Source organism: Nitrosococcus halophilus Nc 4 (genome assembly GCF_000024725.1).
Classification (GTDB): domain Bacteria; phylum Pseudomonadota; class Gammaproteobacteria; order Nitrosococcales; family Nitrosococcaceae; genus Nitrosococcus; species Nitrosococcus halophilus.
On sequence record NC_013960.1, the window covers coordinates 563,093 to 589,640 of the forward strand.

At 51.9% G+C, this 26,548-nt stretch carries 29 protein-coding genes; 15 read left to right on the plus strand and 14 right to left on the minus strand.

Features of this window, described 5'->3' with window-relative positions:
• Positions 1-69: 69 nt before the first annotated feature.
• The 7 genes from NHAL_RS02685 (at position 70) to NHAL_RS02710 (ending at position 6,216) form a co-directional block, all read left to right on the plus strand.
• The gene (locus NHAL_RS02685) at positions 70-897 is read left to right on the plus strand and encodes a carbon-nitrogen hydrolase family protein (protein ID WP_013031626.1); all 828 of its coding nucleotides are present in this window, start codon (positions 70-72) and stop codon (positions 895-897) included.
• Between the two features lie 39 nt (positions 898-936).
• Positions 937-1,113 (plus strand): hypothetical protein, encoded by a 177-nt coding sequence (locus tag NHAL_RS20895; protein ID WP_157862471.1) that lies wholly within the window; start codon positions 937-939, stop codon positions 1,111-1,113.
• 13 nt (positions 1,114-1,126) lie between these two features.
• On the plus strand, positions 1,127-2,566 hold the full coding sequence (gene tldD / locus NHAL_RS02690) for a metalloprotease TldD (protein ID WP_013031627.1): 1,440 nt from the start codon (positions 1,127-1,129) through the stop codon (positions 2,564-2,566).
• A 20-nt stretch (positions 2,567-2,586) separates the two neighbouring features.
• On the plus strand, positions 2,587-3,630 hold the full coding sequence (locus NHAL_RS02695; RefSeq protein WP_013031628.1) for a tRNA (5-methylaminomethyl-2-thiouridylate)-methyltransferase: 1,044 nt from the start codon (positions 2,587-2,589) through the stop codon (positions 3,628-3,630).
• 54 nt (positions 3,631-3,684) lie between these two features.
• The gene (locus NHAL_RS02700) at positions 3,685-3,921 is read left to right on the plus strand and encodes a sulfurtransferase TusA family protein (protein ID WP_013031629.1); all 237 of its coding nucleotides are present in this window, start codon (positions 3,685-3,687) and stop codon (positions 3,919-3,921) included.
• 72 nt (positions 3,922-3,993) lie between these two features.
• Positions 3,994-5,403 carry a glutamate--ammonia ligase gene (glnA, locus tag NHAL_RS02705; protein ID WP_013031630.1) on the plus strand — a complete coding sequence of 470 codons (1,410 nt, stop codon included), beginning with the start codon at positions 3,994-3,996 and terminating at the stop codon, positions 5,401-5,403.
• A gap of 192 nt (positions 5,404-5,595) precedes the next feature.
• Positions 5,596-6,216, plus strand: a complete 621-nt coding sequence (locus NHAL_RS02710) for a DUF4124 domain-containing protein (RefSeq protein WP_013031631.1) — start codon at positions 5,596-5,598, stop codon at positions 6,214-6,216.
• A 43-nt stretch (positions 6,217-6,259) separates the two neighbouring features.
• On the opposite strand, the gene NHAL_RS02715 is transcribed toward NHAL_RS02710, so the two are convergent.
• The 7 genes from NHAL_RS02715 to NHAL_RS02745 all read right to left on the minus strand — a co-directional run bounded on the left by NHAL_RS02715 (position 6,260) and on the right by NHAL_RS02745 (position 12,061).
• Complete coding sequence (locus NHAL_RS02715) at positions 6,260-6,454, minus strand: hypothetical protein (RefSeq protein ID WP_013031632.1); 195 nt, start codon at positions 6,452-6,454, stop codon at positions 6,260-6,262.
• A gap of 209 nt (positions 6,455-6,663) precedes the next feature.
• Positions 6,664-7,479 carry a bifunctional DNA-formamidopyrimidine glycosylase/DNA-(apurinic or apyrimidinic site) lyase gene (gene mutM, locus NHAL_RS02720; protein ID WP_013031633.1) on the minus strand — a complete coding sequence of 272 codons (816 nt, stop codon included), beginning with the start codon at positions 7,477-7,479 and terminating at the stop codon, positions 6,664-6,666.
• A 29-nt stretch (positions 7,480-7,508) separates the two neighbouring features.
• Positions 7,509-8,393 carry a DUF4340 domain-containing protein gene (locus NHAL_RS02725; RefSeq protein ID WP_013031634.1) on the minus strand — a complete coding sequence of 295 codons (885 nt, stop codon included), beginning with the start codon at positions 8,391-8,393 and terminating at the stop codon, positions 7,509-7,511.
• 12 nt (positions 8,394-8,405) lie between these two features.
• Positions 8,406-9,794, minus strand: a complete 1,389-nt coding sequence (locus tag NHAL_RS02730; protein ID WP_013031635.1) for a GldG family protein — start codon at positions 9,792-9,794, stop codon at positions 8,406-8,408.
• Positions 9,795-9,839: 45 nt separating this feature from the next.
• Entirely contained in the window at positions 9,840-10,601 is a 762-nt protein-coding gene (locus NHAL_RS02735; RefSeq protein WP_013031636.1) for an ABC transporter permease, read from the minus strand.
• Complete coding sequence (locus NHAL_RS02740; protein WP_013031637.1) at positions 10,598-11,545, minus strand: ABC transporter ATP-binding protein; 948 nt, start codon at positions 11,543-11,545, stop codon at positions 10,598-10,600. The genes NHAL_RS02735 and NHAL_RS02740 overlap by 4 nt, the downstream gene beginning before the upstream one ends.
• A 66-nt stretch (positions 11,546-11,611) precedes the next feature.
• Entirely contained in the window at positions 11,612-12,061 is a 450-nt protein-coding gene (locus NHAL_RS02745) for an NUDIX domain-containing protein (RefSeq protein ID WP_013031638.1), read from the minus strand.
• A 149-nt stretch (positions 12,062-12,210) separates the two neighbouring features.
• On the opposite strand from NHAL_RS02745, the gene NHAL_RS02750 reads away from it, so the two are divergent.
• Positions 12,211-13,380 carry a DesA family fatty acid desaturase gene (locus NHAL_RS02750; RefSeq protein WP_013031639.1) on the plus strand — a complete coding sequence of 390 codons (1,170 nt, stop codon included), beginning with the start codon at positions 12,211-12,213 and terminating at the stop codon, positions 13,378-13,380.
• An 86-nt stretch (positions 13,381-13,466) separates the two neighbouring features.
• On the opposite strand, the gene rpmG is transcribed toward NHAL_RS02750, so the two are convergent.
• From rpmG to gatC, 7 genes are all read right to left on the minus strand, one after another.
• Entirely contained in the window at positions 13,467-13,622 is a 156-nt protein-coding gene (gene rpmG / locus NHAL_RS02755; protein WP_013031640.1) for a 50S ribosomal protein L33, read from the minus strand.
• 12 nt (positions 13,623-13,634) lie between these two features.
• The gene (gene rpmB / locus NHAL_RS02760) at positions 13,635-13,871 is read right to left on the minus strand and encodes a 50S ribosomal protein L28 (RefSeq protein WP_013031641.1); all 237 of its coding nucleotides are present in this window, start codon (positions 13,869-13,871) and stop codon (positions 13,635-13,637) included.
• 113 nt (positions 13,872-13,984) lie between these two features.
• The gene (locus tag NHAL_RS02765; RefSeq protein WP_013031642.1) at positions 13,985-14,845 is read right to left on the minus strand and encodes an endonuclease/exonuclease/phosphatase family protein; all 861 of its coding nucleotides are present in this window, start codon (positions 14,843-14,845) and stop codon (positions 13,985-13,987) included.
• Between the two features lie 35 nt (positions 14,846-14,880).
• Positions 14,881-15,891: an NAD-dependent epimerase gene (locus NHAL_RS02770; protein ID WP_013031643.1), complete on the minus strand. Its 1,011-nt coding sequence runs from the start codon at positions 15,889-15,891 to the stop codon at positions 14,881-14,883.
• 38 nt (positions 15,892-15,929) lie between these two features.
• Positions 15,930-17,207 carry a Vi polysaccharide biosynthesis UDP-N-acetylglucosamine C-6 dehydrogenase TviB gene (gene tviB, locus NHAL_RS02775; RefSeq protein ID WP_013031644.1) on the minus strand — a complete coding sequence of 426 codons (1,278 nt, stop codon included), beginning with the start codon at positions 17,205-17,207 and terminating at the stop codon, positions 15,930-15,932.
• 93 nt (positions 17,208-17,300) lie between these two features.
• Positions 17,301-18,752, minus strand: coding sequence for an Asp-tRNA(Asn)/Glu-tRNA(Gln) amidotransferase subunit GatA (gene gatA, locus NHAL_RS02780; protein ID WP_013031645.1), 1,452 nt, complete (start codon positions 18,750-18,752; stop codon positions 17,301-17,303).
• 28 nt (positions 18,753-18,780) lie between these two features.
• A complete protein-coding gene (gatC, locus tag NHAL_RS02785) occupies positions 18,781-19,068 on the minus strand; it encodes an Asp-tRNA(Asn)/Glu-tRNA(Gln) amidotransferase subunit GatC (protein WP_013031646.1) in 288 nt (95 codons plus the stop codon).
• 113 nt (positions 19,069-19,181) lie between these two features.
• On the opposite strand from gatC, the gene NHAL_RS02790 reads away from it, so the two are divergent.
• The 7 genes from NHAL_RS02790 (at position 19,182) to NHAL_RS02820 (ending at position 26,510) form a co-directional block, all read left to right on the plus strand.
• The gene (locus tag NHAL_RS02790; protein WP_013031647.1) at positions 19,182-20,231 is read left to right on the plus strand and encodes a rod shape-determining protein; all 1,050 of its coding nucleotides are present in this window, start codon (positions 19,182-19,184) and stop codon (positions 20,229-20,231) included.
• A 77-nt stretch (positions 20,232-20,308) separates the two neighbouring features.
• Entirely contained in the window at positions 20,309-21,235 is a 927-nt protein-coding gene (gene mreC, locus NHAL_RS02795) for a rod shape-determining protein MreC (RefSeq protein WP_013031648.1), read from the plus strand.
• Entirely contained in the window at positions 21,222-21,716 is a 495-nt protein-coding gene (mreD, locus tag NHAL_RS02800) for a rod shape-determining protein MreD (RefSeq protein ID WP_013031649.1), read from the plus strand. Before mreC ends, mreD begins: the two co-directional genes overlap by 14 nt.
• Before the next feature lie 12 nt (positions 21,717-21,728).
• Positions 21,729-23,570, plus strand: a complete 1,842-nt coding sequence (gene mrdA, locus NHAL_RS02805) for a penicillin-binding protein 2 (protein ID WP_013031650.1) — start codon at positions 21,729-21,731, stop codon at positions 23,568-23,570.
• An 8-nt stretch (positions 23,571-23,578) separates the two neighbouring features.
• Positions 23,579-24,718 carry a rod shape-determining protein RodA gene (rodA, locus tag NHAL_RS02810; RefSeq protein ID WP_013031651.1) on the plus strand — a complete coding sequence of 380 codons (1,140 nt, stop codon included), beginning with the start codon at positions 23,579-23,581 and terminating at the stop codon, positions 24,716-24,718.
• A gap of 20 nt (positions 24,719-24,738) precedes the next feature.
• Positions 24,739-25,734 (plus strand): lytic murein transglycosylase B, encoded by a 996-nt coding sequence (mltB, locus tag NHAL_RS02815; protein ID WP_013031652.1) that lies wholly within the window; start codon positions 24,739-24,741, stop codon positions 25,732-25,734.
• Complete coding sequence (locus NHAL_RS02820; RefSeq protein ID WP_013031653.1) at positions 25,731-26,510, plus strand: septal ring lytic transglycosylase RlpA family protein; 780 nt, start codon at positions 25,731-25,733, stop codon at positions 26,508-26,510. The genes mltB and NHAL_RS02820 overlap by 4 nt, the downstream gene beginning before the upstream one ends.
• Positions 26,511-26,548 lie beyond the last annotated feature (38 nt).

Here is a 26,548-nt window from a genome sequence, read left to right on the forward strand (position 1 = left end):
TGCTTATCCCATATCCATAGATATTCCTTACCCATATTGGATTAAATATAAATAAATAGGAGAGAGCGTGTGAGTTTTGTCGCGGCCATTCAAATGGCATCGGGGCCAAATGTAGGGGCCAACCTGCTCGAGGTGGAGCGGCTTATTGCCCAAGCTGCTGCCGAAGGAGCAAATTTGGTAGTGCTCCCCGAAAATTTTGCCCTCATGGGAGAGAAGGATGATGCTCTGCTGAGTATTGTTGAGGAGGAGGGAGAAGGTCCACTTCAGAGTTTCCTAGCGCAGCAGGCAGCTAGGTATAAACTCTGGTTGGTGGGGGGTACGGTGCCATTGCGGGCTTCTGAAACGGGCAAGGTCCGCGCAGCATGCCTGCTCTTTGATGCCAGTGGCCGGCGGGTAGCACGCTACGATAAACTTCATTTATTCGATGTTTCTCTTCCCGGTGGAGGAGAGAGATACTGTGAGTCTCTGACTATTGAGCCTGGTCGGGAGGTAGTCGTTGCCGATACCCCCTTTGGCAAAATAGGGCTTGCTGTTTGTTATGATCTGCGTTTCCCAGAGTTGTTTCGTTGCTTAGTGGAGCAAGGGATGGAAATCCTGGCTTTACCATCGGCTTTTACCGCATTGACGGGTCGGGCCCACTGGGAGCCCTTAGTGCGGGCACGGGCGATTGAAAATCTATGCTATGTGGTGGCGGCGGGTCAGGGAGGTTTTCATGCCAGCGGGCGAACCACTCATGGGGATAGCATGATTGTTGACCCTTGGGGTGTCGTGCTAGCCCGTTTGCCCCGCGGTTCTGGCGTGATCACCGCGGAGTTGGACCCGGAGCGGCTGCGTAGCACTCGCCGCAATTTTCCAACTATCGAGCATCGACGCCTGAGCTGTAAGTTATCCTCCTAGAAACGGGAGTTGACTGCTTAGAAGCACGGGAAAGGTTCTATGAATTTTGACTTTCTGGCCGCTGATCGGCTTCCCCCTTTAGGTGGCGCGGCTACGGGCCTGATGGCCGGTTGGCGGTGTTGCTCCTCCTGGTGGAGGATGGCCCCACGGCGTCGTCGCACCTTGCCATCCCGCAGGCTCACCGCACCCTTGGGCACGCCCAACTGCCGTTTCTAGGAGGATGAGTCAAATGGAACTCAAGGAGACGGCCAAGGCGTTGTTGTTGGCGCCTGCTGGCCTTAGCGAGACAGACCTGGAACGGGTGCTAGGGCAATTGATGAGTCGGCATGTTGATAGCGCTGACCTTTACTTTCAATTGAGTCGACAGGAAAGTTGGGTGTTAGAAGATGGGGTTGTCAAGGAGGGGAGTCATAGCCGGGATCAAGGGGTTGGCGTACGGGCCATCAGCGGAGAAAAGACGGGATTTGCTTATTCTGACGAAGTGTTATTACCCGCTTTGACTCAGGCTGCGGCTGCAGCCCGTGCTATCGCCCATCACGGTGCCCAGGGAAGCCTCCAGGCTTGGCGTGCTCAGCCGGAGAGAAAGTTGTATGCGTCTATCGATCCTTTGGACACTTTATCCACAGAGGATAAAGTGTCCTTGTTGCAGCAAGTTGATCAAGAAGCTCGGCGCCAAGATCCCCGGGTCAAGCAGGTGGTGATCAGCCTGCTGGGAACCCAGGACGTGGTGTTAATCGCCGCTAACGATGGCACCCTAGCGGCCGATATTCGTCCCCTTGTGAGGCTTAACGTCAGTGTTATTGTGGAACAATCAGGACGGCGGGAGCAGGGCAGTGCCGGAGGTGGTGCCCGTTTGGGCTACGATTATTTCCTGGAACAGGAGCGGGCCTTGGGTTATGCTCGCGAAGCTACTCGCCAGGCCCTCATCAACTTAGAGGCCAAGGAAGCGCCTGCTGGAACCATGACTGTAGTATTGGGGGCGGGTTGGCCGGGAGTGCTGTTGCACGAAGCCGTAGGCCATGGTTTGGAAGGAGATTTTAACCGTAAGGGCAGTTCCACGTACGCGGGGCGGATCGGGGAAAAAGTAGCCTCAAAGTATTGTACTGTGGTGGATGATGGTACCCTGGCTAACCGTCGCGGCTCGCTTACGGTTGATGATGAGGGCACTCCGGCACACTGCACCTTATTAATCGAGAATGGGGTGCTTCGAGGCTATATGCAGGATAAACTGAATGCCCGGCTTAGCAGCGCCCAACCGACCGGTAATGGCCGCCGCCAGTCCTATGCCCATTTGCCTATGCCGCGCATGACCAATACTTACCTGCTGCCAGGACAGCATGATCCGGGTGAGATCATCGCCTCTGTTGAGAAAGGACTGTATGCGGTCAATTTTGGGGGTGGCCAGGTGGATATCACCTCTGGAAAATTTGTTTTTACCACCAGTGAAGCCTACCTCATTGAAAATGGTAGGGTCACTTGCCCGGTTAAGGGAGCGACTTTAATTGGAAATGGGCCTGAGGTGATGGCACAAGTGGCGATGGTGGGCAATGATCTAAGGCTCGATCCGGGGGTGGGAACCTGTGGCAAAGAAGGCCAAAGGGTGCCTGTCGGTGTGGGGCAGCCTACCTTGCGGATTGATGGTTTAACCATAGGTGGGACTTCGATATAAAAGTCAGCAACAGAGAGGTTATGGAAAAACAGCGTAAAGCCGTAGCCCTGATTTCAGGAGGGCTAGATTCCATGCTTGCTGCCAAGGTGATGCAGGAGCAGGGTATCCACGTAGAAGGAATCAATTTTTTTACTGGTTTCTGTGTAGAAGGTCATACCCACGCCATTCGAAACAAGGATAAAAAGCGAGCTAAGCGCAATAATGCCTTATGGGCCGCTGAGCAACTAGGGATCAAGTTGCATATGGTAGAGGTTATCGATGAATACAAGGATGTTGTGCTCAATCCAAAATATGGCTATGGGGCTCATCTTAATCCCTGCCTGGATTGTAAGTGCTTTATGGTGACTAAGGCGTTGGCGTGGATGAAAGAGAATGGCTTTGATTTTATCGTCACGGGCGAGGTCGTGGGCCAGCGGCCCAAGTCTCAGCGGGCGGACACTATGCCGGTTGTGGCGCGAGAGTCGGGGGCTCATGATTTATTATTGCGGCCTCTTTGCGCTAAGAATCTGCCGCCAACCCTTCCGGAGCGTGAAGGTTGGGTGGATCGGGATAAACTTTATGATTTTAGTGGGCGCTCGCGTAAGCCGCAAATGGCTTTGGTGGCCCGTTTTGGGATTGAGGATTACGCCCAGCCGGCGGGTGGCTGCTGTTTCCTGACCGATGCGAACTATTCGGCTAAGTTGGCTGATTTATGGCAGGCCCGTAGTGCCCGAGACTACGATTTAGACGATATTATGTTGCTTAAAGTCGGGCGACATCTGCGGCCACGCCCCCATTTTAAACTTATTGTGGCGCGTGATGGGGGGGAAAGTAATTACTTGGAAGGCTATGCCAAAGAGTTTATTCACTTGCGGACGGTCAGTCACAAGGGGCCGTTAACGTTGGTTGATGGTGCTCTGGAAGAAGAAGATATGATCCTGGCTGGCCAATTGGTGGCCCGCTTTAGCCAAGGACGAGAGGCGCAGCAAGTACAGGTAAAAGTCGTCCGTCCCAGTGGATTGACACAGACCTTGGAGGTTGCGCCTCTCTCCAATGAAGATATACCCAAAGAGTGGTATGTCTGATTGTGCTCATTAAGCTGTAGTTGGCTTTTGATTAGCCACCCTGAGGAGATGTTGATGAACGTGCAAACATTGGATGTTCGCCATTTACTCTGCCCGTTACCTGTGATTCGGACCCAACAAAAAGTTAAGGAACTGATACCAGGGGATGTTTTGGAGGTCATAAGCACCGATCCGGGGGCGTTGAACGATATTCCCGCATGGTGCCGGGTCAATGGCCATCGCGTGCTTAAAGCGACCGAACGTGACCGGGAAGTGGTGGTACGTTTGGAAGTGGGTAAAACAGCAAATTAAATTCTGAAAGCACTATCATGGTGCACTATGATATTTTTGAACCTAAATAGATCTTGACCGGAGGGGACTTCGATGGCTGTTGATGATGTGTTGAAAACCATCAAGGAGGAGGAGATAAAATTTGTTGATTTCCGTTTTACGGATAGCCGAGGGAAAGAACAACATCTTTCCATGCCTGCCTACCGCTTGGATGAGGAGGCCTTCAGGGAGGGCAAGATGTTTGATGGTTCTTCCATTGCGGGTTGGAAGGCGATTCAAGAATCGGACATGATTCTGATGCCCGATCCAGAGACGGCAGTGCTCGATCCTTTCATGGAGGAGAAGACCTTGGTGCTCCGCTGCGACATTGTGGAGCCAACGACCCTCCAGGGCTATGAGCGGGATCCGCGGTCTGTTGCAAAGCGTGCCGAAGCCTATTTGAAGTCCACGGGTATTGCCGATACGGCTTATTTTGGCCCAGAGCCTGAATTTTTCGTGTTGGATGATGTGCGTTGGGGGACGGATATCTCCGGAGCTTTCTATAAGATTGATGCTGAAGAGTCCCATTGGAATTCTGAGCGGGTCTATGATAGAGGCAACATTGGACATCGGCCCACCATCAAGGGGGGGTATTTCCCCGTGCCTCCGGTTGATTCCCTCCAGGATCTTCGTTCCACCATGTGCCTGATCATGGAGCAAATGGGATTGCCAGTTGAGGTGCATCATCACGAAGTGGCTACGGCAGGGCAGTGCGAGATTGGGACCCAATTCAATACCCTGGTGCGGCGAGCCGATGAACTCCAGATTCTTAAATATGTGGTGCTCAATGTTGCCCACTCTTTTGGCAAAACCGCTACCTTTATGCCTAAGCCCTTAGTAGGGGATAATGGCAGTGGCATGCATACCCATCAGTCCCTTGCCAAAGAGGGGCAAAATATTTTCGCTGGCGATAAGTATGGGGGGCTATCCGAGACTGCCCTGTACTATATTGGGGGTATTATTAAACATGCCCGGGCGCTTAATGCTTTTACCAATGCGTCGACTAATTCCTATAAGCGCCTAGTACCGGGTTTCGAAGCGCCGGTATTGTTGGCTTATTCTGCCCGGAATCGCTCTGCGTCGATTCGGGTGCCTTATGTGACCAGCCCTAAGGCACGGCGGATAGAGGTCCGGTTTCCCGATTCAACGGCTAACCCCTATTTTGCCTTTACCGCAATGCTAATGGCCGGGCTTGATGGTATTCAAAATCAGATTCATCCTGGTGATGCCATGGATAAGAATCTTTATGACTTACCCCCCGAGGAGATGAAAGAGATTCCGACGGTTTGTTTTTCTCTTGAACAGGCCCTGGAGGCCTTGGATCGGGATCGGGATTTTCTCAAGGGAGGAGGGGTATTCACTGATGATGCCATTGATGCTTATATTGCGCTAAAGATGGACGATGTTACCCGCTTGCGGATGACCACTCATCCCATCGAGTTTGATATGTATTACAGCCTTTAATATGAGTCTGCTGACTATTTGGAGATTGGAAACGCCCCCGCAAAGGGGGCGTTTTTTTTTAGCACTATTGGCTTTCTTTTCAAGCTTGCAGCAGTGGGGCTAGCCCAGGCAAAAATAAACCATTCTTTTAAACTAAACTAGATTGTTGCCGAATATATTGGCAGGCTTCTATTTTTTGGCTTGCTATTGAATATGCGAACACTTCTTTTATTGTTTGGTTTAATGCCGGCGCTTGTAGCGGCTGGCATCTACAAGTATGTCACTCCGGATGGGCGGGTTGAGTACTCCGATCAACCGCGGGAAGGAGCCGCAGAAGTGGAAGTAACGCCACTGCAAACATATACGCCACCACCGCTACCTAAAATGAAAACGATCGGTCAAACTAAAACTCAAGCGCAAGCAACCACTGCCTACCAGGTTAGCATCATCACTCCCCAAGACGATGCTACCGTGCGGGAAAATACCGGTAGGGTTGAAGTGGCTCTTCAGGTCACTCCCTCCCTTGAAGCCGATTCTAACTATTCACTCCAGCTTTTATTCGACGGTCAGCCAGTAGGTAAGACAGGCAGCAGCCTCAAATATACCCTGACCAATGTGGATCGGGGAACCCATACACTACAGGCAAAATTACTTGGTCCATCAGGGACTTCAGTGGCTCATTCCAAGGCCATCACCTTTCATATGCGACGCATATCCATACTATTTCGTGGTGACGACAATGGCCAGCCAGGGGGTGTACAAAGAGCACCTCGGGCGCCACAAATGCCCAAAATGCCTGGTCCCCCCAATCCTGGCGGCGCGCCCACTCCTTAGATTGTAGCTTAGCCTGCCTTTCTTCTGTTTGAGATACCCGACCTTAAGATTTTGATCGGTTTGCAGCAAGCGCTAGAATTTCTTGGTCGTTTATCTGTTGAGCATAAGGCTGCATGGGAGAAAGGGAACCGCGATAATTTTGAGCAGGCCTATAATCATCGGGTTTGGTGAGCCAGCCGATGAGATTAATCAAGGCGACGATAACTGCGATAGTAATAAGAATTTTAGGTACACTCATAAGCTTTTACTTCCAAGGTGCAATTCCAGTCCGTCTTTCAAATGTTTTGAGTTGATGTTTCGTGAGTATATTTTTACTCACAATATAAGGCCAACGATATATATAGATTTTATCTGCTTAGGAGGAAAATCTTACCATAACTGGCGGTATAATCTACCTTTATGCCTGAGCGACCCATGAAAAATATGTGAATATCGTGATGGCTCGAATCAATGCTGGCATTGGGTGCAGTAGTAACTGGCCCGTTGACCAATATGATCAAGGTGGATGGGATTCCCACAAGTAGGACAAGGATGGGCCGTACGGCCATAGATTTGGAGTTGGTGGCTAAAATAGCCGGGTTTGCCATCGCTGGCTACAAAATCCCGCAGCGTTGTTCCGCCTGCCTGGATGGCCTGATATAACACCGTTTTGATAGCTTCGGCTAGTCGTTGGTAGCGGGCCAAACTGATACGGCCCGCTGCCCGTCGGGGATGGATCCCCGCTTGGAACAGTGCCTCGCTAGCATAGATATTGCCAATGCCGACCACTACCCGAGGGTTCATGATAAAAACTTTGACTGGGGCTTGCCGATGACGAGATCGTTTAAAAAGATAGGGGCCATCAAACAACGGATCCAGGGGTTCCGGCCCTAGGGTTTTCAAGAGGGGGTGGCGCCAGGGATTCTCCTGGGTCCAAAGGACTGATCCAAATCGGCGGGGATCATTGAAGCGTAAGCAGCGGCCATTGCTCAATACGATATCGAGATGGTCATGTTTCTTGGGTGGTAAATTGCTTGGTACCAGGCGGAGACTGCCCGACATGCCAAGGTGGAGGAGCACGGTGCCTCGTGGACAGTTCAGAAGGAGGTATTTACCGCGGCGTTGCACGGTTAAGAAAGATTGGCCCGTAAGATTTTCGGATAAGGATAGGGGTACGGGCCACCGCAAGCGCGGTTCACGGACAATGACTGTGCGTACTTGGCAGCCTACCAGGTGGGGCTCAATGCCGCAACGAACGGTCTCGACCTCCGGCAATTCGGGCACGTGGTTCGCCTGCTGATAGTTTTTCTAAGCTACTTCCGGGGCAATTGGAATAGGGTATTCCAGGCGGGGGGAGATAGATGATATTGCACTCCGAGATCTGAGCGCACCAGGATGAGGCGTGGCAGGGACGCCTGGAGATCAAAGTAGACCGGGGGAACCCCTTCTCGCCGTATTTCTATAGTTGCCAGGGTTGCCCTGTCTCCTTTTAGTTTAACTTGTTGGGCGGTATGCTGTTGCCATGCCTCCACCAATTTAGCAATTGCTTCGCTAGCTACCTCGCCACTGCTGCCCTCGGCAATCCAGCCGTCCTGATTTCGGCGCAAGGTGATGGTGCCTTTAGGGCTGACTTTTGGGTTGCCCCCGTAGTCTGTGACCTGGGGGAGGCGAATTTGGGTGATAGGGTGATTGCCAGGGAGCAGTGCTGGATCGACAAAACGGGCAGTGCTTGAAGCGACAGTTTGAAAGGCGTCGTCACTGATGAGGTGAATGGTGTCTTCTCGCAAAGCATAACGGCGCTGGTTGAGGGGCTCAATAGTACCAAAGGCGATAGCTACGCCATCCAGGGACAAGTGGGCTTCCGGGGGTTCTAGACCTAGGTTGGCCAGCGCTACGTCTTCAATCGGATAGCGGCTGAGGCTGGGGGTTTGAGCAATACCTAATAGGGTTTCAACCATGGCTTTGTTAGCAGGTGCTTGGATGGGGGCGGTAATGAACCAGTTTCCTTCCTTGCGCTCCAGTTGAATCTCTTCGCGGAACTTGTGGGCTATACGAATAGCCTGAATATGCTCGGGGTCCAATGGGGTCAATGGAGGGGAAGGTGGTTCAGGGGCGATGCCTGGCTTATAAAAGACGACCCACCCTAGGAGGATGGCAATGGCCACGAGGGCAAGATTAAGCAAGGTGCGTGTATTCATAGGAGTTGCGCTTTAGCGTTGACGGCGTCGCCACCAGATAAGCAACCCTGTTCCTAGCAAGATTACGGGCAATACCAAGAGAAATCCCAGGCCTATTATCCATGAGGCCATGGAAGAGAGTTGGAGAGAGGTGTCTGGGCGCGTTCGCGCTGGAATGGTGATAAAGCGATCCTCATGGGCGAGCCAGTTAATAAGGCTTAGGCCCAGGTCCAGGTTGGCGCCAGTACCCAGGTAGGCATTGGAGAGAAAATCTCCATCGCTGATAATGGCTATTCGCTGAGTCGTGCTTCCAGATTTGTTTTGCTCTTCCCTGGCCTCTTCCTGTTGAGAGGAGGGATGTTCTCGGCTTAAGGCAAAACCGATGGTAAAGGGACCGACGGCATCTTCCCCTTGATTAAATTCAATGTCTCCATCCAGCCTGGAAGTTTCGAGCCAGGTTCGGGATAAGGTAGAGAGTATGGGTTGTGGTTGCCATTTGCTCTTTTTTGTGGCTTCCAGTGCGGCAGCTTGGGGGAATAACGTGGCTGAAGTAAGGCGTTCACTGACGGGGTGATCCCCATATTCTGGGACTAAGGCAAAAGCGGTGTTGCCGCGGCCCATTAGCAATTGGGCGCTGGGATCGATGATCGTCCCAGCTAGGATCTTGATACCCAGTTCTTCTACCAAGGGGTCTAGACCATGGAGGGGGCCTGGTTCGGTGAGCCAAAGCAAATGGCCGCCATGGTTAACATAGCGTTGGATCAAGGTTACCTCGCCAGGCAGGAGATCAACCTGAGGGCTGGCTATGACCAGGACTTGGGTATCCTCTGGGAGCTGAGGCTGTGTTGATAAATTTAGTGACTGGATCTGGAAGCCCTTGGTTTGTAGGTGATGGCTAAAATTTCCGAGATCAAAATTGGCACGCCCCTGAGGGCCACGTTCGCCATGGCCCTCCAGGAAAACAATCAATGTTCCCGCACTACGGGCAACCCGGTTTAGGGCATTGGTTAAGCCTTCCTCGGACAAATCCTGCAGCTTTTCCTGCCGGCCATCTTTTTTAATTACTATTTCCGTATCAGAGGCAACCCCGAGTTTTCGGACTTGATCAGGGGCTGTTTCCGGATTGATGTACTCTAATTCCAGATCCGGTTTGTAACGCTGGTAGCGTTCAATGAGTTGGCTAATTTGCTGCTTGGCACTGGGCCCCTGGGCAAAACTAATGATGGTGACTGGACCCTCAAGTTGTTTCAGAAGCGCTTGGCTTGCTTCAGAGAGGGTATTGCGCCCGCTAGCGGTCCAGTCAGCCTGATAATTATAGCGTATGCTAAGGGCTGCGATTAGGCCAACGATAGCGAGGAATAGGACGGTAAAAAAAAGATTTTGCAGTCTGATTTGCCAGTGGGTTTTTCGAGTGACGCGCATACGCTGTCCCGGTTTGCTCCTCAATACCTATGCAATCGAAAAAAATCAATGGGGTAGCCGATCAGCATCAAGCCGACGGATACTAAGCGTGAGAAAGGTGATAATAATCAATAGGTAGTAGATAATATCGCTGCTGTTAAATTGACCTTTCAGCAAAGCTTGGTAGTGCTGCAGTAGGGAGAGATAATTGAGTACTTCGCTCCCTTTAGCTAAAAGGCCGCTACTGCCTGCCCAATCGATAATCCAGAGCAACAGTAATACTCCAAAGGAGCCAACGGCTGCTAGCGTGGCCTGCTGGGTTAAGCAGGAAAGAAATAACCCGATGGCAGTGAAACTAGCAAGAAGTAGTCCTAATCCAAGCAGTCCTGCCGCCAAAAGTCCCAAATCTAGGGTACCCCCTATGAGCAAGGACAGCGGCATTAAAGTAAGCAAGAGAGTCATGATGGCAAAGAAAGCCAATGTTCCCAAATACTTACCCAGCACGATTTCGGTCATGGAGAGGGGGGCTGAGAATAATAAAGCCAGGGTATGGCTCCGTCTTTCGTCGGCCACCAGACGCATGGTCATCAGGGGGACTATCAAGAGCATGACCACGGCGGCATTCTGAAACAGGGGCATGGCCACTACCTCAGTGACGCCAGGCATCTCGGGAAGGCCCATTAGGCGGGACTGGACCTGCAGAAAGTAGGCCACCTGGGATAAGAACATATAGCCAAGCAGGATCTGGCTGACGGCTAGAGTGGCCCAGGCCAAGGGTGAGAGAAATAAACGGCGTAATTCGTGCAATGCCAAGGTAAAGACCATCATGCGGCAGCCTCCTGTTGGTCTTCGGTCTGGGTAATGGACACGAAGATTTCTTCTAGGGTCCGCCGTTCCGGGGTAAGTTCCCGCAAACGCCAATTTTCATTGACGGCGCGGCGAACCAACTCATCCACCGGATCCTGTTCAGGTCGATAGCGAAGCCGGATCCGCCCATCTCCCTGGCTTGCTACGTTTTCTACACCCCTAAGCGACATGAGAACCTCTGTTGCGGGGGGATTATCAAACCTGACTAAGACGCTGGTGGATTCCATACGCTGACTGAGCCCCGCAATGGTGTCAGTCAGGACTAACTCTCCCTGATTGATGATCTGTACCCGGTCGCAGATGGTTTGAACTTCTGGCAGGATGTGGGTGGAAAGGATAACGCTATGCTCCTGGGCTAGCTCCCGAATAAGTTCGCGGATCTCCCGGATTTGGATGGGGTCTAAGCCCACGGTCGGTTCATCTAGGATAATCACGGAAGGGGAGTGGATAATTGCCTGGGCAATGCCTACCCGCTGTTGGTAGCCTTTAGAAAGGTTACCGATCAGCCGCTTAGTCACTTCTTTTAAGCCGCAGCGCTCCACCGCCGAAGCGATGGCTTTGGTTTGCTGGTTTCGTGGTATGTAGTTGAGGCGAGCGCAGAAGGCAAGGTACTCTTTTACCGTAAGTTCCCGATAAAGCGGAGGGGCTTCAGGGAGGTAGCCTAGACCTCGCTTAGCTTGCTTGGGTCTATCCAACAAGTCCAAGCCATTGATCCATACCTGTCCGGAACTGGGTGCTAAGTTGCCCGTCAACATTTGCATGGTGGTTGATTTCCCTGCGCCGTTAGGCCCCAGGAAACCAAGGACTTCACCTCGCCGAACGTCGAAACTCACGCCCTTAACAGCGCAGTTCTCGCCGTAATACCGATAAAGTTGCTCTGCGCGTATTAGTACATCCTGTTTCATGGACCACTATTATATTCGTTGTGTGCTATTTTGCCACTACCTTTTTGCCCCCTATTGGCGCGTCATTTAGTCTGAACCTGCAGGGTGGATGGGCGCAAGTTCGCCAATAGAGCGGTAGCGGGTGTAATCGGCTAAGATTTGACGGTGGTCGAAAGCTAAATTCTTAGGCAGTTTGTCCAGCGAAAATAAGGCTGCTTCGGCCGCATCATCGGCCGCTTTAGGCATTCCAGAAGCACTGGCGGTGTAAACGGCGCTGACCGTATGACCACGAGGATCTCGCGTCGGGTTAGAGTAACAGCCTAGGAGTGTCTCAAGCCTAACACTAAGCCCCGTTTCTTCCCGTGCTTCCCGGGTTGCTGCCTGCTCCAACATTTCCCCGACATTGACAAAGCCACCAGGTAAGGCCCATCCGAGGGGAGGGTGGCGCCGTTTGATGAGGACAATAGGCTGATTAGGCTGATCTTTTAGAGTAATGATGATGTCGACTGCCAAGAGTGGGGTGGTGGGTTTGGGCATGGTTATGTCCTGAATGAGGGGGTGTTAGGGATAAGGTGCAAGGATATTGCGTCTTTTGTAGACGCTGATTGCCACATCGGCTAGTATTCGGCTTCCGTTGGGAGAATAAATATCGATATAAAAATTATAAAGTCGGAGAATTAAATTTCATGTTTTTGGGTCTTTTAGATTTATCTTTTTGGGGCTATCTTGCCGCCATTCTGCTGCTTACCCATATCACTATTATCAGTGTTACCGTTTATCTTCATCGCCATCAAGCCCATCGGGCATTGGATCTGCATCCGGCGCTCAGCCATTTCTTCCGTTTTTGGCTGTGGTTGACCACGGGGATAATCACCAAGGAGTGGGCTGCGGTGCACCGTAAACACCACGCTAAGTGTGAGACCGAGGAAGATCCTCATAGCCCGCAAATGGTGGGTATTCATCCGGTTTTATGGCGAGGCGCCACCCTGTACCGGGTGGCGGCGAGAAATCCGGAAGTAACGGAAAAATACGGCCATGGAACCCCCGATGATTGGATAGAACGCAACCTTTATACCAAGCACAGCTATTTAGGGATTGGTTTGATGTTGTTGATTGACTTGGGGCTGTTTGGAGTGCCTGGGTTGTTGGTATGGGCTATTCAGATGCATTGGATTCCCTTCTTTGCGGCGGGAGTGATTAACGGGCTGGGCCATTACTGGGGCTATCGTAATTATGAAGTGGCCGATGCCTCCACCAATCTTTTCCCCTGGGGCATTCTCATCGGGGGTGAGGAGCTGCATAACAACCATCATGCTTACGGCAGTTCGGCCAAGCTCTCCTCCAAGTGGTATGAGTTTGATATTGGATGGATGTACATTCGGCTATTTCAGGCGTTGAAATTGGCCCGGGTGAAAAAGGTCGCCCCCAAGCTACTTATCAGGCCCGAGAAGCAGTGGGTGGATTTGGACACGGCCCGGGCGGTGGTGGCGCACCGCTTCCATCTGATGACCTCCTATGGCCGGAAGGTGATGCTGCCGGTGCTGAAAGAGGAAGCCGCCCACTTCTCAGGCAACGAGCTGTATCGGCGGGCCCGGAATTGGCTGGTACGCCATGAGGCTTTAGTGGATGCCAAAGCCCGGCAGGAGTTGAAAGCCCTTTTGGAAGAAAGCCATCGCTTGGAGACGGTGTACCGTTTCCGCCAGCAGTTGCAGGAAATCTGGTCTCAGGCTTGGTCTAGCCAGGAGGCGTTATTACAAGCCTTGCAGGATTGGTGTAAGCGGGCCGAGGAGTCCGGCATTAAGGCCTTGCAGGATTTCGCCCTGTCTTTGCGGGGATATTCCCTCCAGCAGGCTTAGACCCTTAGTTGTTTAAGAAAACTAGAACCACTAAAAAACCCGCCGTTTGGCGGGTTTTTTAGTGGGGGGAACCCAGCACAATGAAGCTATTTAATCTTAGCTTCCTTGTAAATGACATGCTTACGCACCACAGGATCGTATTTTTTCTTTTCTAGTTTTTCCGGGGTAGTGCGTTTGTTTTTGGTTGTGGTGTAAAAATGGCCTGTGCCCGCACTCGATACCAGCTTGATTTTATCACGCATAATGTTTTCTCCTTATACTCTCTCACCCCGAGTTCGCAGATCCGCTAAAACTTGATCGATACCCCGTTTGTCGATGATGCGGAGGCCTTTGCTGCTCACTTTGAGTTTTACCCAGCGTTTCTCGCTCTCTACCCAGAACCGGTGGGTATGGAGATTGGGTAAGAACCGTCGCTTGGTTTTGTTATGGGCATGGGAAACGTTATTACCGCTGACGGGACGCTTGCCCGTTACCTGACATACTCTGGACATGACTGATTACTCCTTGATATGCTCCCGGAGGACCTTTTGGGATTTTACGCCAAACGGATCCAAAAAGGCCTTTTTATATCAAATCTGAGACAAATTTTGTAGCAAATTAAAGTCTAAGCAACTTTTTGGCTAATTTCAGGGTTGCTTTTGGTGGGTAAACCGGAAGCGTTATCACCCCATAGCCCTATCTCCGCCGGAACCAGGATTTCTGTAGCCAGTGGAAGGTGATCAGAAACAGTATGCTCTAAGGCACAAACTTGAGTCACTTCTAAGGAGGGACTCACTAAGATATGGTCAATATGCCGTTTTGGCCGCCAACTGGGGTAGGTTGCAATCTTAGTCGCCGGTGCTTTTAACCCCGTTTTTTGTAATAAGGCGCTTAACTCCGGGCTGTGAGGTTGGCAATTTAAATCCCCCATGACCACCACATAGGGATGCTCGTGAACTAAGTGGCTGATTAGACTAAGCTGCTGCGTTCGTGAGCGACGGCCTAGGGCAAGGTGGATGATGAGTACGATTAAAGGATTTTCAGGATTGCCAAAATGGGCCAGGATAGCACCCCGGCCGGGCACTAGGCCTGGTAGTCGATAGGAGCGAACATAGTTGGGTTGAATGCGGCTAAGGAGAGCATTGCTTTGTTGAGCAATGTTAGCAAAGCGGCGAGTAGCCTGTTGGTGCCAATGGGGGAAATGGCAGAGTTCCGCCAGCAGCTCTGCCTGGTTGACGAAGCCGGTACGCAAACTGCCAACGTCTGCCTCTTGTAAACCCACAATATCAAAATCGGATATGACCCCGGCAATGCTAGCCATGGTCTTATGGCGGTGTACATCAGGGAGTATGTGTTTCCAGCTACGGGTAAGGTAGTGATGATAACGGCTAGTGGTGACGCCAGCTTGGATATTGTAGCTTAACAAGCGTAAGGGGTGTCTTTTAGTACTAGAGACTAGCGGCGAATGAAGGGCTAACGTGGGCATCCTACCTTTCCTCGAGAAAATATTCTTATCTTATTTTATCTTACCTTATAGTAATCTTTATACCAGGTAACGAAGCGAGCAATTCCCTGCTCAATAGGCGTAGCAGGATGGAACCCCACATCCCGCATTAAATCATCCACATCGGCGTAAGTCGCCGGGACATCGCCAGGCTGCATCGGTAGTAAATTCTTTTTTGCTTCACAACCCAGGCACTCTTCTAATGTTTTAATAAAATCAGAGAGTTCTACAGGCTGGTGGTTGCCTATATTGTAGAGCCGATAGGGAGCGGTGCTCGTGCTAGGATCAGGGGCTGCCCCATTCCAGTTGGAATTAGGGGTGGGGAGCCGATCTAGGGTACGAATCACGCCCTCTACAATATCATCGATATAGGTAAAATCTCGTTGGTGGTGGCCATAATTATAGACGTCAATAGGCCTGCCTGCCAGGATATTGCGAGTGAACTTAAAGAGGGCCATATCCGGCCGCCCCCAGGGGCCGTAGACAGTGAAAAAACGCAATCCGGTGACCGGGAGTTGATAAAGGTGGCTGTAGGTATGGGCCATTAATTCATTGGCCTTTTTGGAAGCCGCGTAGAGACTTAAGGGGTGATCCACATTATCATGGACAGAATAGGGCATTTTGGTATTGGCCCCATAAACGGAACTGCTTGAGGCAAAGACTAGATGTTCTACCTGGTAATGGCGGCAATTTTCTAGGATATTGAGGAAACCCTGCAAGTTGCTGTCTACATAAGCATGGGGATTTTCTAAAGAATAGCGGACGCCAGCCTGGGCCGCTAAGTTAACTACCCGTTGGGGACGATGTTTGGCAAAGACAGTGTTTAAAGCTTCGCGATTTTCCAGACCCATACGGGCTTCGGTAAAAGCTGGCTGGTCTTGAAAGCGGGCAAGGCGAGCAAGCTTGAGATTGACATCATAATAGTCATTAAGGTTATCAACCCCAATGATCTCATCACCGCGCTTTAATAATTTTTCGGTCAAGGCAGCGCCGATAAAGCCAGCGCTTCCGGTCACCATAATTTTCATCTAGACATTTCCTGAGATTTGTCTCGAATAGAAATTGCCTAAAGGCGACCATCCACGGTCTCCTTAGGGAGAAGATGTTTGACATCATAGAGAATGCTTCCTGGCTTCCCTAACGCACGGATACCTTCGGCGCTGAATTCTGCAAATTGTTGGTGGGCAACCGTCACGACGATGGCATCGTAATAGCCTTTGTTTAAACTGGTCACAAGGGTGATCCCATATTCTTTTAGGGCTTCTTTGGCGTCCGCCCAGGGATCGTAGATATCGACTTGGGCGTGGTAGCCTTCAAGTTCGGCGATAATATCCGTGACCCGTGTGTTCCGCAAATCAGGGCAGTTTTCCTTGAAAGTGAGTCCTAGGATCAATATCCGGCTATCGACCACATGGATGCGACGTTGAGTCATGAGTTTAACGACTTGGCTGGCCACATAGCTTCCCATGCCATCATTGACTCGGCGTCCAGCAAGGATCATCTCTGGCTGGAAACCGATCGCCTGCGCTTTGTGGGTAAGGTAGTAGGGATCAATACCGATGCAATGCCCTCCCACGAGGCCCGGACGGAAGGGCAAGAAATTCCATTTGGTGGCTGCTGCTTGCAAGACCTCTTGGGTATCGATGCCCAAACGGTTAAACAACATTGCCAGTTCATTAATCAGGGCAATGTTGACATCCCGTTGGGTGTTTTCAATCACTTTGGCAGCCTCAGCGACCCGGATACTACTGGTTCTATGGGTACCCGCGGTAATGATGGTGCCATAGAGTTGATCAACAAACTCGGCCGCCTCAGCCGTGGAAGCTGAGGTTACCTTGCGGATAGAGGTCACCCGGTGCTGTTTGTCTCCAGGATTAATTCGTTCGGGACTATAACCGGCAAAAAAATCTCGGTTGTAAATAAGCCCTGACTCCTGCTCCAGGATGGGAACGCAAACTTCTTCTGTAGCGCCCGGATAGACAGTGGATTCAAAAATGGCGATATTGCCCGGCTTGAGCACTTTGCCGACAGTACTACTGGCGCTTTCTAGAGGACGGAGATCGGGACGTTTATGTTCGTCAATGGGAGTAGGAACGGTAATGATGTAGACATTACAGTCGGCTAGATCTTGGAGTTGGCGGGTGTATTGGAGTTGGTTGGCCGCTGCAAGTAGTTCCGGTTCTACTTCCAAGGTGCTGTCATAGCCTTCCTTTAATTCCGTAATCCGGGTTGAATTGATGTCAAACCCCAGGGTAGGAAATTTTTTACCGAACTCTACCGCCAGGGGTAGCCCGACATAACCTAGACCGATAATCCCGATCCGTACTTCTCCCAATGTGAGCATCGCATGGGTCTCCCTTATGTTAGCCGTTCGGCAATGGGTGTGGTGACTTCCTTTCTTCTGCTTCCACGGACTATCGGACTGGTGGTTAAATTCTTAATAGTCCGTAGGCGTATGGCAATGCCAGTCAGTTATTTGTTGGTAGCGATGAGCAATATTAAGCAGGTGCGCTTCGCTGAAATAATTACCAATGATCTGCAAACCCACAGGTAACCCTTGGGTAAAGCCTGCCGGAATGGAGAGCGCAGGCAACCCGGCTAGGTTGGTGCTGATGGTGTAAATATCAGCCAAGTACATCGCAACCGGATCGTCGGTTTTTTCTCCCAGTTGAAAAGCAGGCGTGGGTGACGTGGGGCCCATAATCACATCCACCTCAGTAAAGGCCCGTTTAAAGTCGTCGCTGATAAGACGCCGCAACTTTTGGGCTTTGAGGTAATAGGCATCGTAATAGCCTGCTGAGAGAACATAGGTGCCTATCAAAATTCGGCGCTTTACTTCAGGGCCAAAGCCTTCACCCCGGGAGCGACAATAAAGATCGAGGAGATCTTTCGGGTTATGGCAGCGATAACCAAAGCGAACGCCGTCGTAGCGGGAGAGATTGGAAGAGCATTCCGCCGGCGCAACCACATAATAGGTGGGGACGGCAAGTTCCGTATTGGGTAAGCTGATTTCCCGGATCTGGGCGCCGAGGCCTTCGAATTCTTTGATGGCGGCGTCAATGGTGGCGGCGATATTGGGATCGAGGCCTTCGCCGAAATATTCCTTCGGGAGACCAATTTTAATTCCCTCAATACTTTCCTCAAGGGAAAGGGTGTAATCAGGAACCTCTTGCACCACCGAGGTGGAGTCTGAGGGGTCAAAACCGGCCATGGCGTTAAGCAGGAGCGCCACATCTTGGGCACTGTGGGCCATGGGCCCTCCCTGGTCAAGGCTAGAAGCAAAGGCGATCATGCCGTAACGGGAAACTCGGCCATAAGTGGGCTTTAATCCAGTAATACCGCATAAAGCCGCTGGTTGGCGAATAGATCCGCCCGTATCCGTCCCCGTGGCGGCGGGAGAGAGCTTTGCCGCTACTGCTGCTGCCGAGCCCCCTGAAGACCCACCCGGGACTCGCTCGTGAGCCCAGGGATTCTTGACCGGGCCGTAGAAGCTGGTTTCATTACTGGAACCCATGGCAAACTCGTCCATGTTGGTTTTGCCAAGCATGATAGCACCGGCCGCTTTAAGGCGGGAGACCACCGTAGCGTCATAGGGTGCGATAAAATTGTCTAGCATCTTCGAGCCGCAGCTCGTTTTCATTCCTGCGGTGCAGAAAATGTCCTTATGGGCTAAGGGAATGCCCGTCATGGCGTTGCCTTCCCCCGAGTGCAAGAGGGTATCAGCAGCCTTGGCTTGTTGCAGGGCTTCTTCGGCCGACACCGAAATAAAGCTATTTAGGTTCTCATCCAACTGCTCAATACGTTTGAGATAATGTTGGGTGAGTTCTTCACTCGAAAACTCACGAGCTTTTAGGGCACGAGCTAATTCAGCTAAAGACTTATGGTGCATAGGTTATTTTCCAGAGAACTGCGGTAGTCTAATCAATGACTTTGGGGACTAAGTACACGCCTGCCTCGATTTGGGGAGCGGTCGCTTGGAAAATCTCCCGCTGATCAATTTCAGTCACTTCATCAGGACGCAGTCGTTGGATAGCCTCTAGGGGATGGGCCATAGGTTCGATGCCTGTAGTGTCGACTTTATTCATTTGCTCCACAAACTCAAGGATGCGACTTAAATCACGTACGTAATGAGGAACAGCCTCCGCGTCAATAGCGAGGCGAGCGAGATGGGCGATATATTCAATGTCAGTTGTCTTTAATGCCATGATTGTTTCCCCCGCGAATGGTACCAAGAATTTTGACACAGTTTCTTGCTTGCTCAAAAGCCTTTGCCATTGCTAAAGTACGGCGCTTTCAGTATTAGGGCTCGGATACCGCCATGTTCTTTGACCATCTTCGGGGGCTTTTCTCGAACGATCTTTCCATCGATTTAGGCACCGCCAATACCTTGATCTATGTCCGGGGGCAGGGGATCGTTCTCAACGAGCCCTCGGTGGTTGCCATAAGGCAAGAACGAGGACCTGGAGGTCCTCGTTCTATTGCCGCTGTAGGTATCGAGGCCAAGCGTATGCTCGGCCGGACACCCGCCAACATCACCGCCATTCGGCCTCTTAAGGATGGTGTTATTGCGGATTTTACCGTCACCGAAAAAATGCTCCAGCATTTTATTCGGAAAATCCATGATTCCCGCTTTTTTCGCCCTAGCCCTCGGGTATTAGTTTCCGTACCCTGTGGTTCAACCCAGGTAGAGCGGCGCGCCATCCGCGAGTCTGCAGCTGGCGCGGGGGCACGAGAGGCCTATTTGATTGAGGAACCCATGGCGGCCGCAATGGGTGCCGGTTTACCGGTGGATGAAGCCAGCGGCTCCATGGTCTTGGATATTGGTGGGGGCACTACGGAAGTGGCGGTCGTTTCACTGAATGGAATTGTGTATTCCTCTTCGGCGCGTATCGGCGGCGATCGTTTTGATGAAGCTATCGCCAACTACGTACGGCGTAATTACGGTATCCTTATTGGTGAAACGACTGCGGAGCGAATCAAGCACGAAATCGGCTCTGCCTATCCGGGCGCGGAAGTCAAGGAAATTGAGGTGCGAGGTCGCAATATGGCCGAAGGCGTTCCGCGGAGTTTTGCCCTCAATAGTAATGAGATTCTGGAGGCCCTCCAGGAACCCATCTCCGGTATTGTAAGCGCAGTGAGAACGGCTTTAGAGCAAACTCCGCCTGAGTTGGGGGCGGATGTCGCCGAGCGGGGTATTGTGGTGACCGGGGGAGGAGCCCTGCTGCGGGATATTGACCGGCTCTTGAGGGAGGAAACCGGATTGCCAGTGATTATTGCCGAAGATCCCCTGACTTGTGTGGTTCGAGGGGGAGGACGGGCGTTAGAACTCATTGATGAACGGGGTATCAGTCTCTTTGCTACGGAATAAAAGACTATACGTGACAAATCATTGTTATTATTATGATTTGTTCTTAGACCTGTCTTTTATATAAGTCGCTGTTTATTGTGAGACCTTCATTAACCACGCGCCTTGTCATCTGCGCCATACTCTCTCTTGCATTGATTGTCTTGGACCAGCGGCTCCATTACCTTGCTTCGCTGCGGTCTACGCTTTTGGCGGTCACCTACCCCTTACAGGTCGTTGTGGATGCGCCGGCAAGCATTGGGGAGTGGTTAAGTCAAATGTTTGCTTCTCGCACTGAGTTGCAGGAGGAGAACATGACCCTACGTTCCCGTAACCTGTTACTTGAGGCAAGATTACAAAAAATGGCTGCTTTGGAGCGGGAGAACCGGCGGCTTCGGGAGCTGCTTGATGCTTCCTTCCGATTGCCCGATCGGGTCCTAGTGACGGAATTGCTGGCAGTTGATTTGGAGGCCCTGTCCCATCGTGTGGTACTCAACAAGGGGGATCTGCAGGGGGTATTCAAAGGGCAGCCACTGCTGGATGCCAAAGGTATTATGGGGCAGGTCGTCCAGGTAGGGCCGTTGTCCAGTGTGGCGCTTTTGATTACCGATCCTAGCCATGCGCTACCTGTAGAAGTCAACCGTAATGGTCTCCGGGCCATTGCCGTTGGAACAGGGACCACGGGGGGATTGCAGCTTTTGCATATCGCCCATAACGCGGATGTCCGTAAAGGCGATTTACTGGTTTCTTCAGGGTTGGGGGGACGTTTCCCACCCGGCTATCCTGTGGGAACGGTGACCCGGGTGGTTCATGATGCCAGTGCGGCTTTTGCGCAAGTTTTTGCAAACTCCGCCGCCGAGTTGGAAAAGACCCGGGAAGCACTGCTAGTCGTATCTGCTACGCCCCGCCATCAGGCCGGAGAAAAAATAGTTCGGGAACTCTCTAGGGCGACCAACACTATGGAGGCAGCGGATATCTCCCCATTACCCCCTACCCTGAACAGCCCCGCTCCAGATGTCACCCAATGACCGACGACATTCCGGTGGCGGGGTCATTATTCTTAGTTTTGTGACGGCTTATGTATTGACCCTGATCCCTCTCCCTGCCTGGGCGATGTTTTACCGTCCCGAATGGGGGGGGTTAATATTAATTTATTGGTGTCTGTTTTTACCTCAACGGGTCGGTGTGGTGGGGGCCTGGTTGGTGGGATTACTGATGGATGCTTTGACCGGTGCAGTGTTAGGCCAGCATGCCCTGGCTTTTGCTTTAATCGCTTATATTACGCTGTGCTGGCAACGTCGCCTCAGTCAGCAAACAATTTGGCAACAGGCGGTGAATGTGTTGTTTCTCGTGGCCTTGGGGCAGTTTCTGGAGGCTTGGGTGCGAGGACTCGATGGCCAATTGATGGGAGGGTGGCGCTTTTGGATGCCCGCAGTGACGAGTATGCTGTTGTGGCCCTGGTTGTCTGTTGTGCTTAGAAATATTCAGCAGCGTTTTGCGGTTCGTTAATTAGGGGCTGCCATGGGGGCTTACTTTAAGATCAAAGACCATTTCCAGGAGAGCCGGTTGTTCCAAGAGCGTATCGTCGTTGCCTTGGTGCTCACCGCTTTCTTGGTTTTGGGGGTACTGGCCCGATTGCTCTATCTGCAAGTCTATGCCCACGAGCATTTTACAATGCTCTCCCATGATAACCGTGTAGATATGAGGCCACTGCTTCCTAGGCGGGGTCTTATTTACGACCGTAATGGGGTACTGCTTGCTGAAAATGTTCCCTCCTTTAGCTTGGAAGTGGTGCCGGAGCGAGTGGGGGACTTGGATGGCACGCTTGCTGCCTTGCAAGAACTCATTCCACTAGGGGGTGAGGAAGTCGCCGATTTTCGTCGGCGCATGAAAAAAAAAGGGATTTTTGAGAAGGTGCCACTAAGCCTCCATTTAGGTGAAGAAGAGGTGGCCCGCTTTGCCGTCAATCGGCACCGTTTTCCTGGGGTCTCCGTTGAGGCGCGACTGATTCGGTACTATCCCCAAAAAGAATTATTTGCCCATGTGGTAGGGTATGTTGGCCGGATCAATGAGGCTGAGTTGCAACGACTTGATCCTGTGAACTATCGCGGTAGTCGCTATCTTGGCAAGACTGGAGTAGAAAAGGCCTATGAGGCCATCTTGCATGGTTCTGTGGGATTTGAGCAGGTGGAGGTTAATGCCCAGGGGCGGGTAATCCAAGTCCTCAGGCAAATGCCGCCAGTTCCTGGCCATGATCTCTATTTAAGCCTTGATAGTCGTTTACAAGCGGCTGCCATTGACGCCTTGGGTGAATATAATGGGGCGGTGGTAGCGCTGGATCCGAAAACCGGCGATGTGTTGGCTATGGTGAGTCGTCCTGGTTTTGATCCCAATGTTTTTGTGACCGGGCTAAGCACCCAGTCCTTCGCTGCGCTGAGGGACTCGCCGGATCGTCCCCTCTACGATCGAGCCCTGCGTGGTTTGTATCCACCCGGGTCGACCTTGAAACCTTTTATGGCGCTGGCCGGCCTGGAGTGGGGATTAGCCGGGCACGATAAAGCGACCTATTGCCCGGGTTGGTATAAGCTTCCTGGGCATAGCCGTCGTTATCGGTGTTGGCGCCGTCGTGGGCATGGCCCCGTCGATTTGGTCAAAGCGGTGGCGGAGTCCTGTGACGTTTACTTTTATGATTTGGCGGTCGCTTTAGGAATCGACCGTATTTATGAGTATTTGGGCCGTTTTGGATTTGGTCGCAGGGCGCAAGTTGATATTCCAGGGGAACGTGCCGGCCTCCTGCCCTCTAGGGATTGGAAGCGGCAGGTTCATCAACTCCCCTGGTTTCCGGGGGAAACCGTGATTACGGGGATTGGGCAAGGCTTTATCCAGGCGACCCCTTTGCAATTAGCCACCGCTGTGGCCGTGTTGGCGGAGCAAGGTTTGAAAAGGACCCCTGGTGTGGTTTATGCCAGCCGTGCTCCGGGGGCGGAGAAAATAACTCTTCGTCCTACTCGGGCACCAGAGGTCGTCAGTATCAATAAAGCGAAACATTGGGAGCGGGTCGAGGCGGCCATGGTGGAGGTGGTTCATGGTGAGCGTGGGACTGCCCGTCAGATAGGCAAAGATTTATCCTTTCAAATAGCTGGCAAGACAGGGACGGCCCAGGTTTTTAGTGTTAAACAGAACGAGCATTACACAGAAGCCGAGGTACCCATGAATTTGCGGGACCATGCCCTGTTTATTGCCTATGCCCCTGTTGCCGAGCCTGCTATTGCGGTTGCGGTGGTCGTAGAGAATGGCGGCCATGGCGGCAGTGTGGCTGCGCCCATTGGGCGTCGATTGATTGATGTTTACTTAAACTCCTAAGCAGTGAGATGGCTCAGGCGCGGATAGAACCTCCGGGATGGTTGGAGCGGCGGCGGCGGCCGAACAGCGGGTTACTCTACTGTCTCCATCTGGACTCCCCCTTATTACTAGGGCTGGTATTGCTCTCGAGCTTTGGGTTAGTTGTACTTTTTAGCGCAGGGGGGCAAGATATAGACTTGATCCAACGCCAGCTGTTGCGTTTGGGAGTTGCTTTGGTAGCCCTTATAGGATTAGCTCAAGTGCCCCCACGCCAATTTGAACGGTGGGCGCCATGGCTTTATGGTCTAGGTTTAGGGCTGTTAATTTTTGTGCTGGTTTATGGTCATGTAGGTAAGGGGGCTCAGCGCTGGCTTGATTTTGGGATATTTCGATTCCAGCCCTCTGAAATCATGAAGATCGCAGTGCCGATGATGATAGCGCACTTTTTTGCTCAGGCGGCCCTACCCCCGCGATGGTGGCAACTGCTATTGGCCTTGGTCCTGATTATCCTGCCGGCAGGGCTTATTGCTAAACAACCGGATCTCGGGACTGCTTTGCTGATTGCCGTTGCTGGATTGTGGGTGTTATTCCTGGCGGGAGTCACTTGGCGTCTTATCATGGGGTTTGGTGGGGTTGTTTTAGCGTTGGTGCCGGTACTGTGGTATCAGATGCATGATTATCAGCAGCAGCGGGTACTGACTTTCCTTAACCCTGAAAATGATCCGCTGGGCGCCGGTTACCACATGATTCAATCAAAGATTGCCATTGGTTCGGGGGGCCTCTATGGTAAGGGGTGGCTAAATGGGAGCCAGGCCCATTTGGATTTTCTGCCGGAGCAGTCTACGGACTTTATCTTTGCGGTTATCGGAGAGGAATTCGGCTTAGTGGGGGCAGCTCTCATAGTGCTGCTTTATTGGTTGCTAGCTGCGCGTGGTTTATACATTGCTTTCCAAGCCCAGGATAGCTTTAGCCGACTGCTTGCGGGTAGCCTTTCTCTAACATTTTTTATTTATGTTTTTGTAAATGTGGGGATGGTTACCGGTCTTCTCCCTGTAGTCGGGGTACCGTTACCCCTGATTTCTTATGGCGGAACCTCAATGGTGACCTTGTTTTCAGCTTTCGGTATCTTGATGTCGATTCACACTCACCGTCGGTTGATCCCTAGGTAGATGTTGTTGCGGAATAAATAATGAGAAAAACAATCACTGCTCTTATAGTCATCGTATACGCCTTTTTACCGCTAAGAGTTGTTGCCGCCGATAACGACTTGCCGGGTATTGATGACTTTATCGACGAGATGACTGTCCAGCACGGTTTTGACAAAAATGAACTCAACCAATTATTTACTGAAATTGAAGTCAAGGAGAACATCCTCCGGGTGATTTCCCGGCCAGCGGAGAAGAGCAAGCCTTGGTATGAGTACCGCCGTATCTTTCTGACTCCCGAGCACATTCAGGGGGGAGTCTCATTTTGGGAGCTGAATCAACATAGCCTTGCCCGTGCGCAAGAGGTTTTTGGGGTGGCCCCGGAAGTCATCGTGGCCATCCTGGGGGTAGAGACCCGTTATGGTCGTCATACGGGCCGTTACCGGGTCATTGATTCTCTCGCTACGCTGGCTTTTCGTTATCCGCCGCGCAGCCGCTTTTTTCGCCAGCAACTGGTGGAGTTCTTATTGCTCACCCGGGAAGAGAACCGGGATCCGCGTCATTTTACGGGATCCTATGCGGGAGCCATGGGACTTGCCCAGTTTATGCCGGACAGCTTTCGTGATTATGCCGTGGATTTCGATCAGGACGGTTGGCGAGACATTTGGGAAAATCCAGAAGATGCGGTGGGCAGCATTGCTAATTTTCTGAAGCGCAAAGGGGGTTGGCAAGCAAAAGCCCCCGTGGTCAGCGCTGCTGCAGCCAATGGGGTCGACTATCGCCATTGGTTGCAGCAGGGGCTTAAACCGTCGATACCCTTGCGGCAATTGCGCCAAGAGGGGATTGAGGTGGCAGAGCCAATTCCTGAAGATGAACTGGTTTCTCTGTTCCAGCTGGAACAGGAAAAGGGTCCCGAGCTTTGGGTAGGGTTTCACAATTTTTATGCCATCATTCGCTATAATCCCAGCCCTCTCTATGCCATGGCAGTTTACCAACTGGCGGAGGCAATTAAAGCGCAGCGAGAGGGTGGCAGTTCATGAGGTCGGTGGTTCCCTCCTTCCTTCTTCCTCTGGTGGTGTTGTTCAATGTCTCCTGTAGCAATATTTCCGAAACCCGAGAGAGCAAACCACCCGCAAATGATATGCCAGGTGATGTTTCAGATCCCCTTTTCCGGTTTGAACCCCTCAGTAAGTACGGCAATCCTCCTGTTTACGAGGTCAATGGCCAGCGCTACCATACCCTTCGCAGTAGTCGCGGTTATCGGGAAAAAGGCATTGCCTCCTGGTATGGCTCTAAATTCCATGGCCGCCGCACTTCCAGTGGCGAAACTTATGACATGTATGGGATGACCGCAGCCCATCGTAGTTTGCCTCTGCCCTCTTATGTGGTCGTGACCAATCTAAGCAACCAGCGCCAGGTGGTTTTGCGGGTCAATGATCGAGGACCGTTTCACTCCGATCGGATCATTGACCTTTCCTACGCGGCGGCGGTAAAGCTCGGTTTGGCGAGGGAAGGTACGGGTTTGGTGGAGGTGCGTGCCATCGAGCCAAGATCGGTTTCAGGCCGTAAGGGGGAGGTTGCGGAGAAAGAGATCTATCTCCAGGTCGGCGCCTTCCAGAACCGCCGCCATGCGGAGCGATTGCAAAAGCAGCTACAGTCCGTCCTTGGTACGGGGGTGAACGTCAGCCCGACAACGGCGCAGCAAGTCCCCTTCTATCGGGTGCGTGTTGGCCCTCTGCCAAACGTGGAAAAGCTTGATAATCTGGCTAAGCAACTTGCTGAGCTGGGTTACCCGGATCATATCATTGTTCACTAAATTGATTGCCGCTATGCTGTAGCCCGATTGAATTTACC

Excerpts from the sequence above, each read along its gene's own strand:
- NHAL_RS02710 (WP_013031631.1), top strand. The coding sequence starts at position 5,596 with ATGCGAACACTTCTTTTATTGTTTGGTTTAATGCCGGCGCTTGTAGCG.
- gatA (WP_013031645.1), bottom strand. The coding sequence starts at position 18,752 with ATGCACCATAAGTCTTTAGCTGAATTAGCTCGTGCCCTAAAAGCTCGT.
- NHAL_RS02820 (WP_013031653.1), top strand. The coding sequence starts at position 25,731 with ATGAGGTCGGTGGTTCCCTCCTTCCTTCTTCCTCTGGTGGTGTTGTTC.
- rpmB (WP_013031641.1), bottom strand. The coding sequence starts at position 13,871 with ATGTCCAGAGTATGTCAGGTAACGGGCAAGCGTCCCGTCAGCGGTAAT.
- NHAL_RS02770 (WP_013031643.1), bottom strand. The coding sequence starts at position 15,891 with ATGAAAATTATGGTGACCGGAAGCGCTGGCTTTATCGGCGCTGCCTTG.
- NHAL_RS02715 (WP_013031632.1), bottom strand. The coding sequence starts at position 6,454 with ATGAGTGTACCTAAAATTCTTATTACTATCGCAGTTATCGTCGCCTTG.
- NHAL_RS02695 (WP_013031628.1), top strand. The coding sequence starts at position 2,587 with ATGGAAAAACAGCGTAAAGCCGTAGCCCTGATTTCAGGAGGGCTAGAT.
- NHAL_RS02745 (WP_013031638.1), bottom strand. The coding sequence starts at position 12,061 with ATGCCCAAACCCACCACCCCACTCTTGGCAGTCGACATCATCATTACT.
- NHAL_RS02750 (WP_013031639.1), top strand. The coding sequence starts at position 12,211 with ATGTTTTTGGGTCTTTTAGATTTATCTTTTTGGGGCTATCTTGCCGCC.
- mrdA (WP_013031650.1), top strand. The coding sequence starts at position 21,729 with ATGGGGGCTTACTTTAAGATCAAAGACCATTTCCAGGAGAGCCGGTTG.
- gatC (WP_013031646.1), bottom strand. The coding sequence starts at position 19,068 with ATGGCATTAAAGACAACTGACATTGAATATATCGCCCATCTCGCTCGC.
- rodA (WP_013031651.1), top strand. The coding sequence starts at position 23,579 with ATGGCTCAGGCGCGGATAGAACCTCCGGGATGGTTGGAGCGGCGGCGG.
- NHAL_RS20895 (WP_157862471.1), top strand. The coding sequence starts at position 937 with ATGAATTTTGACTTTCTGGCCGCTGATCGGCTTCCCCCTTTAGGTGGC.
- NHAL_RS02725 (WP_013031634.1), bottom strand. The coding sequence starts at position 8,393 with ATGAATACACGCACCTTGCTTAATCTTGCCCTCGTGGCCATTGCCATC.
- glnA (WP_013031630.1), top strand. The coding sequence starts at position 3,994 with ATGGCTGTTGATGATGTGTTGAAAACCATCAAGGAGGAGGAGATAAAA.
- NHAL_RS02740 (WP_013031637.1), bottom strand. The coding sequence starts at position 11,545 with ATGAAACAGGATGTACTAATACGCGCAGAGCAACTTTATCGGTATTAC.
- mreD (WP_013031649.1), top strand. The coding sequence starts at position 21,222 with ATGTCACCCAATGACCGACGACATTCCGGTGGCGGGGTCATTATTCTT.
- NHAL_RS02790 (WP_013031647.1), top strand. The coding sequence starts at position 19,182 with ATGTTCTTTGACCATCTTCGGGGGCTTTTCTCGAACGATCTTTCCATC.
- NHAL_RS02730 (WP_013031635.1), bottom strand. The coding sequence starts at position 9,794 with ATGCGCGTCACTCGAAAAACCCACTGGCAAATCAGACTGCAAAATCTT.
- NHAL_RS02735 (WP_013031636.1), bottom strand. The coding sequence starts at position 10,601 with ATGATGGTCTTTACCTTGGCATTGCACGAATTACGCCGTTTATTTCTC.
- tviB (WP_013031644.1), bottom strand. The coding sequence starts at position 17,207 with ATGCTCACATTGGGAGAAGTACGGATCGGGATTATCGGTCTAGGTTAT.
- NHAL_RS02765 (WP_013031642.1), bottom strand. The coding sequence starts at position 14,845 with ATGCCCACGTTAGCCCTTCATTCGCCGCTAGTCTCTAGTACTAAAAGA.
- NHAL_RS02700 (WP_013031629.1), top strand. The coding sequence starts at position 3,685 with ATGAACGTGCAAACATTGGATGTTCGCCATTTACTCTGCCCGTTACCT.
- tldD (WP_013031627.1), top strand. The coding sequence starts at position 1,127 with ATGGAACTCAAGGAGACGGCCAAGGCGTTGTTGTTGGCGCCTGCTGGC.
- rpmG (WP_013031640.1), bottom strand. The coding sequence starts at position 13,622 with ATGCGTGATAAAATCAAGCTGGTATCGAGTGCGGGCACAGGCCATTTT.
- mltB (WP_013031652.1), top strand. The coding sequence starts at position 24,739 with ATGAGAAAAACAATCACTGCTCTTATAGTCATCGTATACGCCTTTTTA.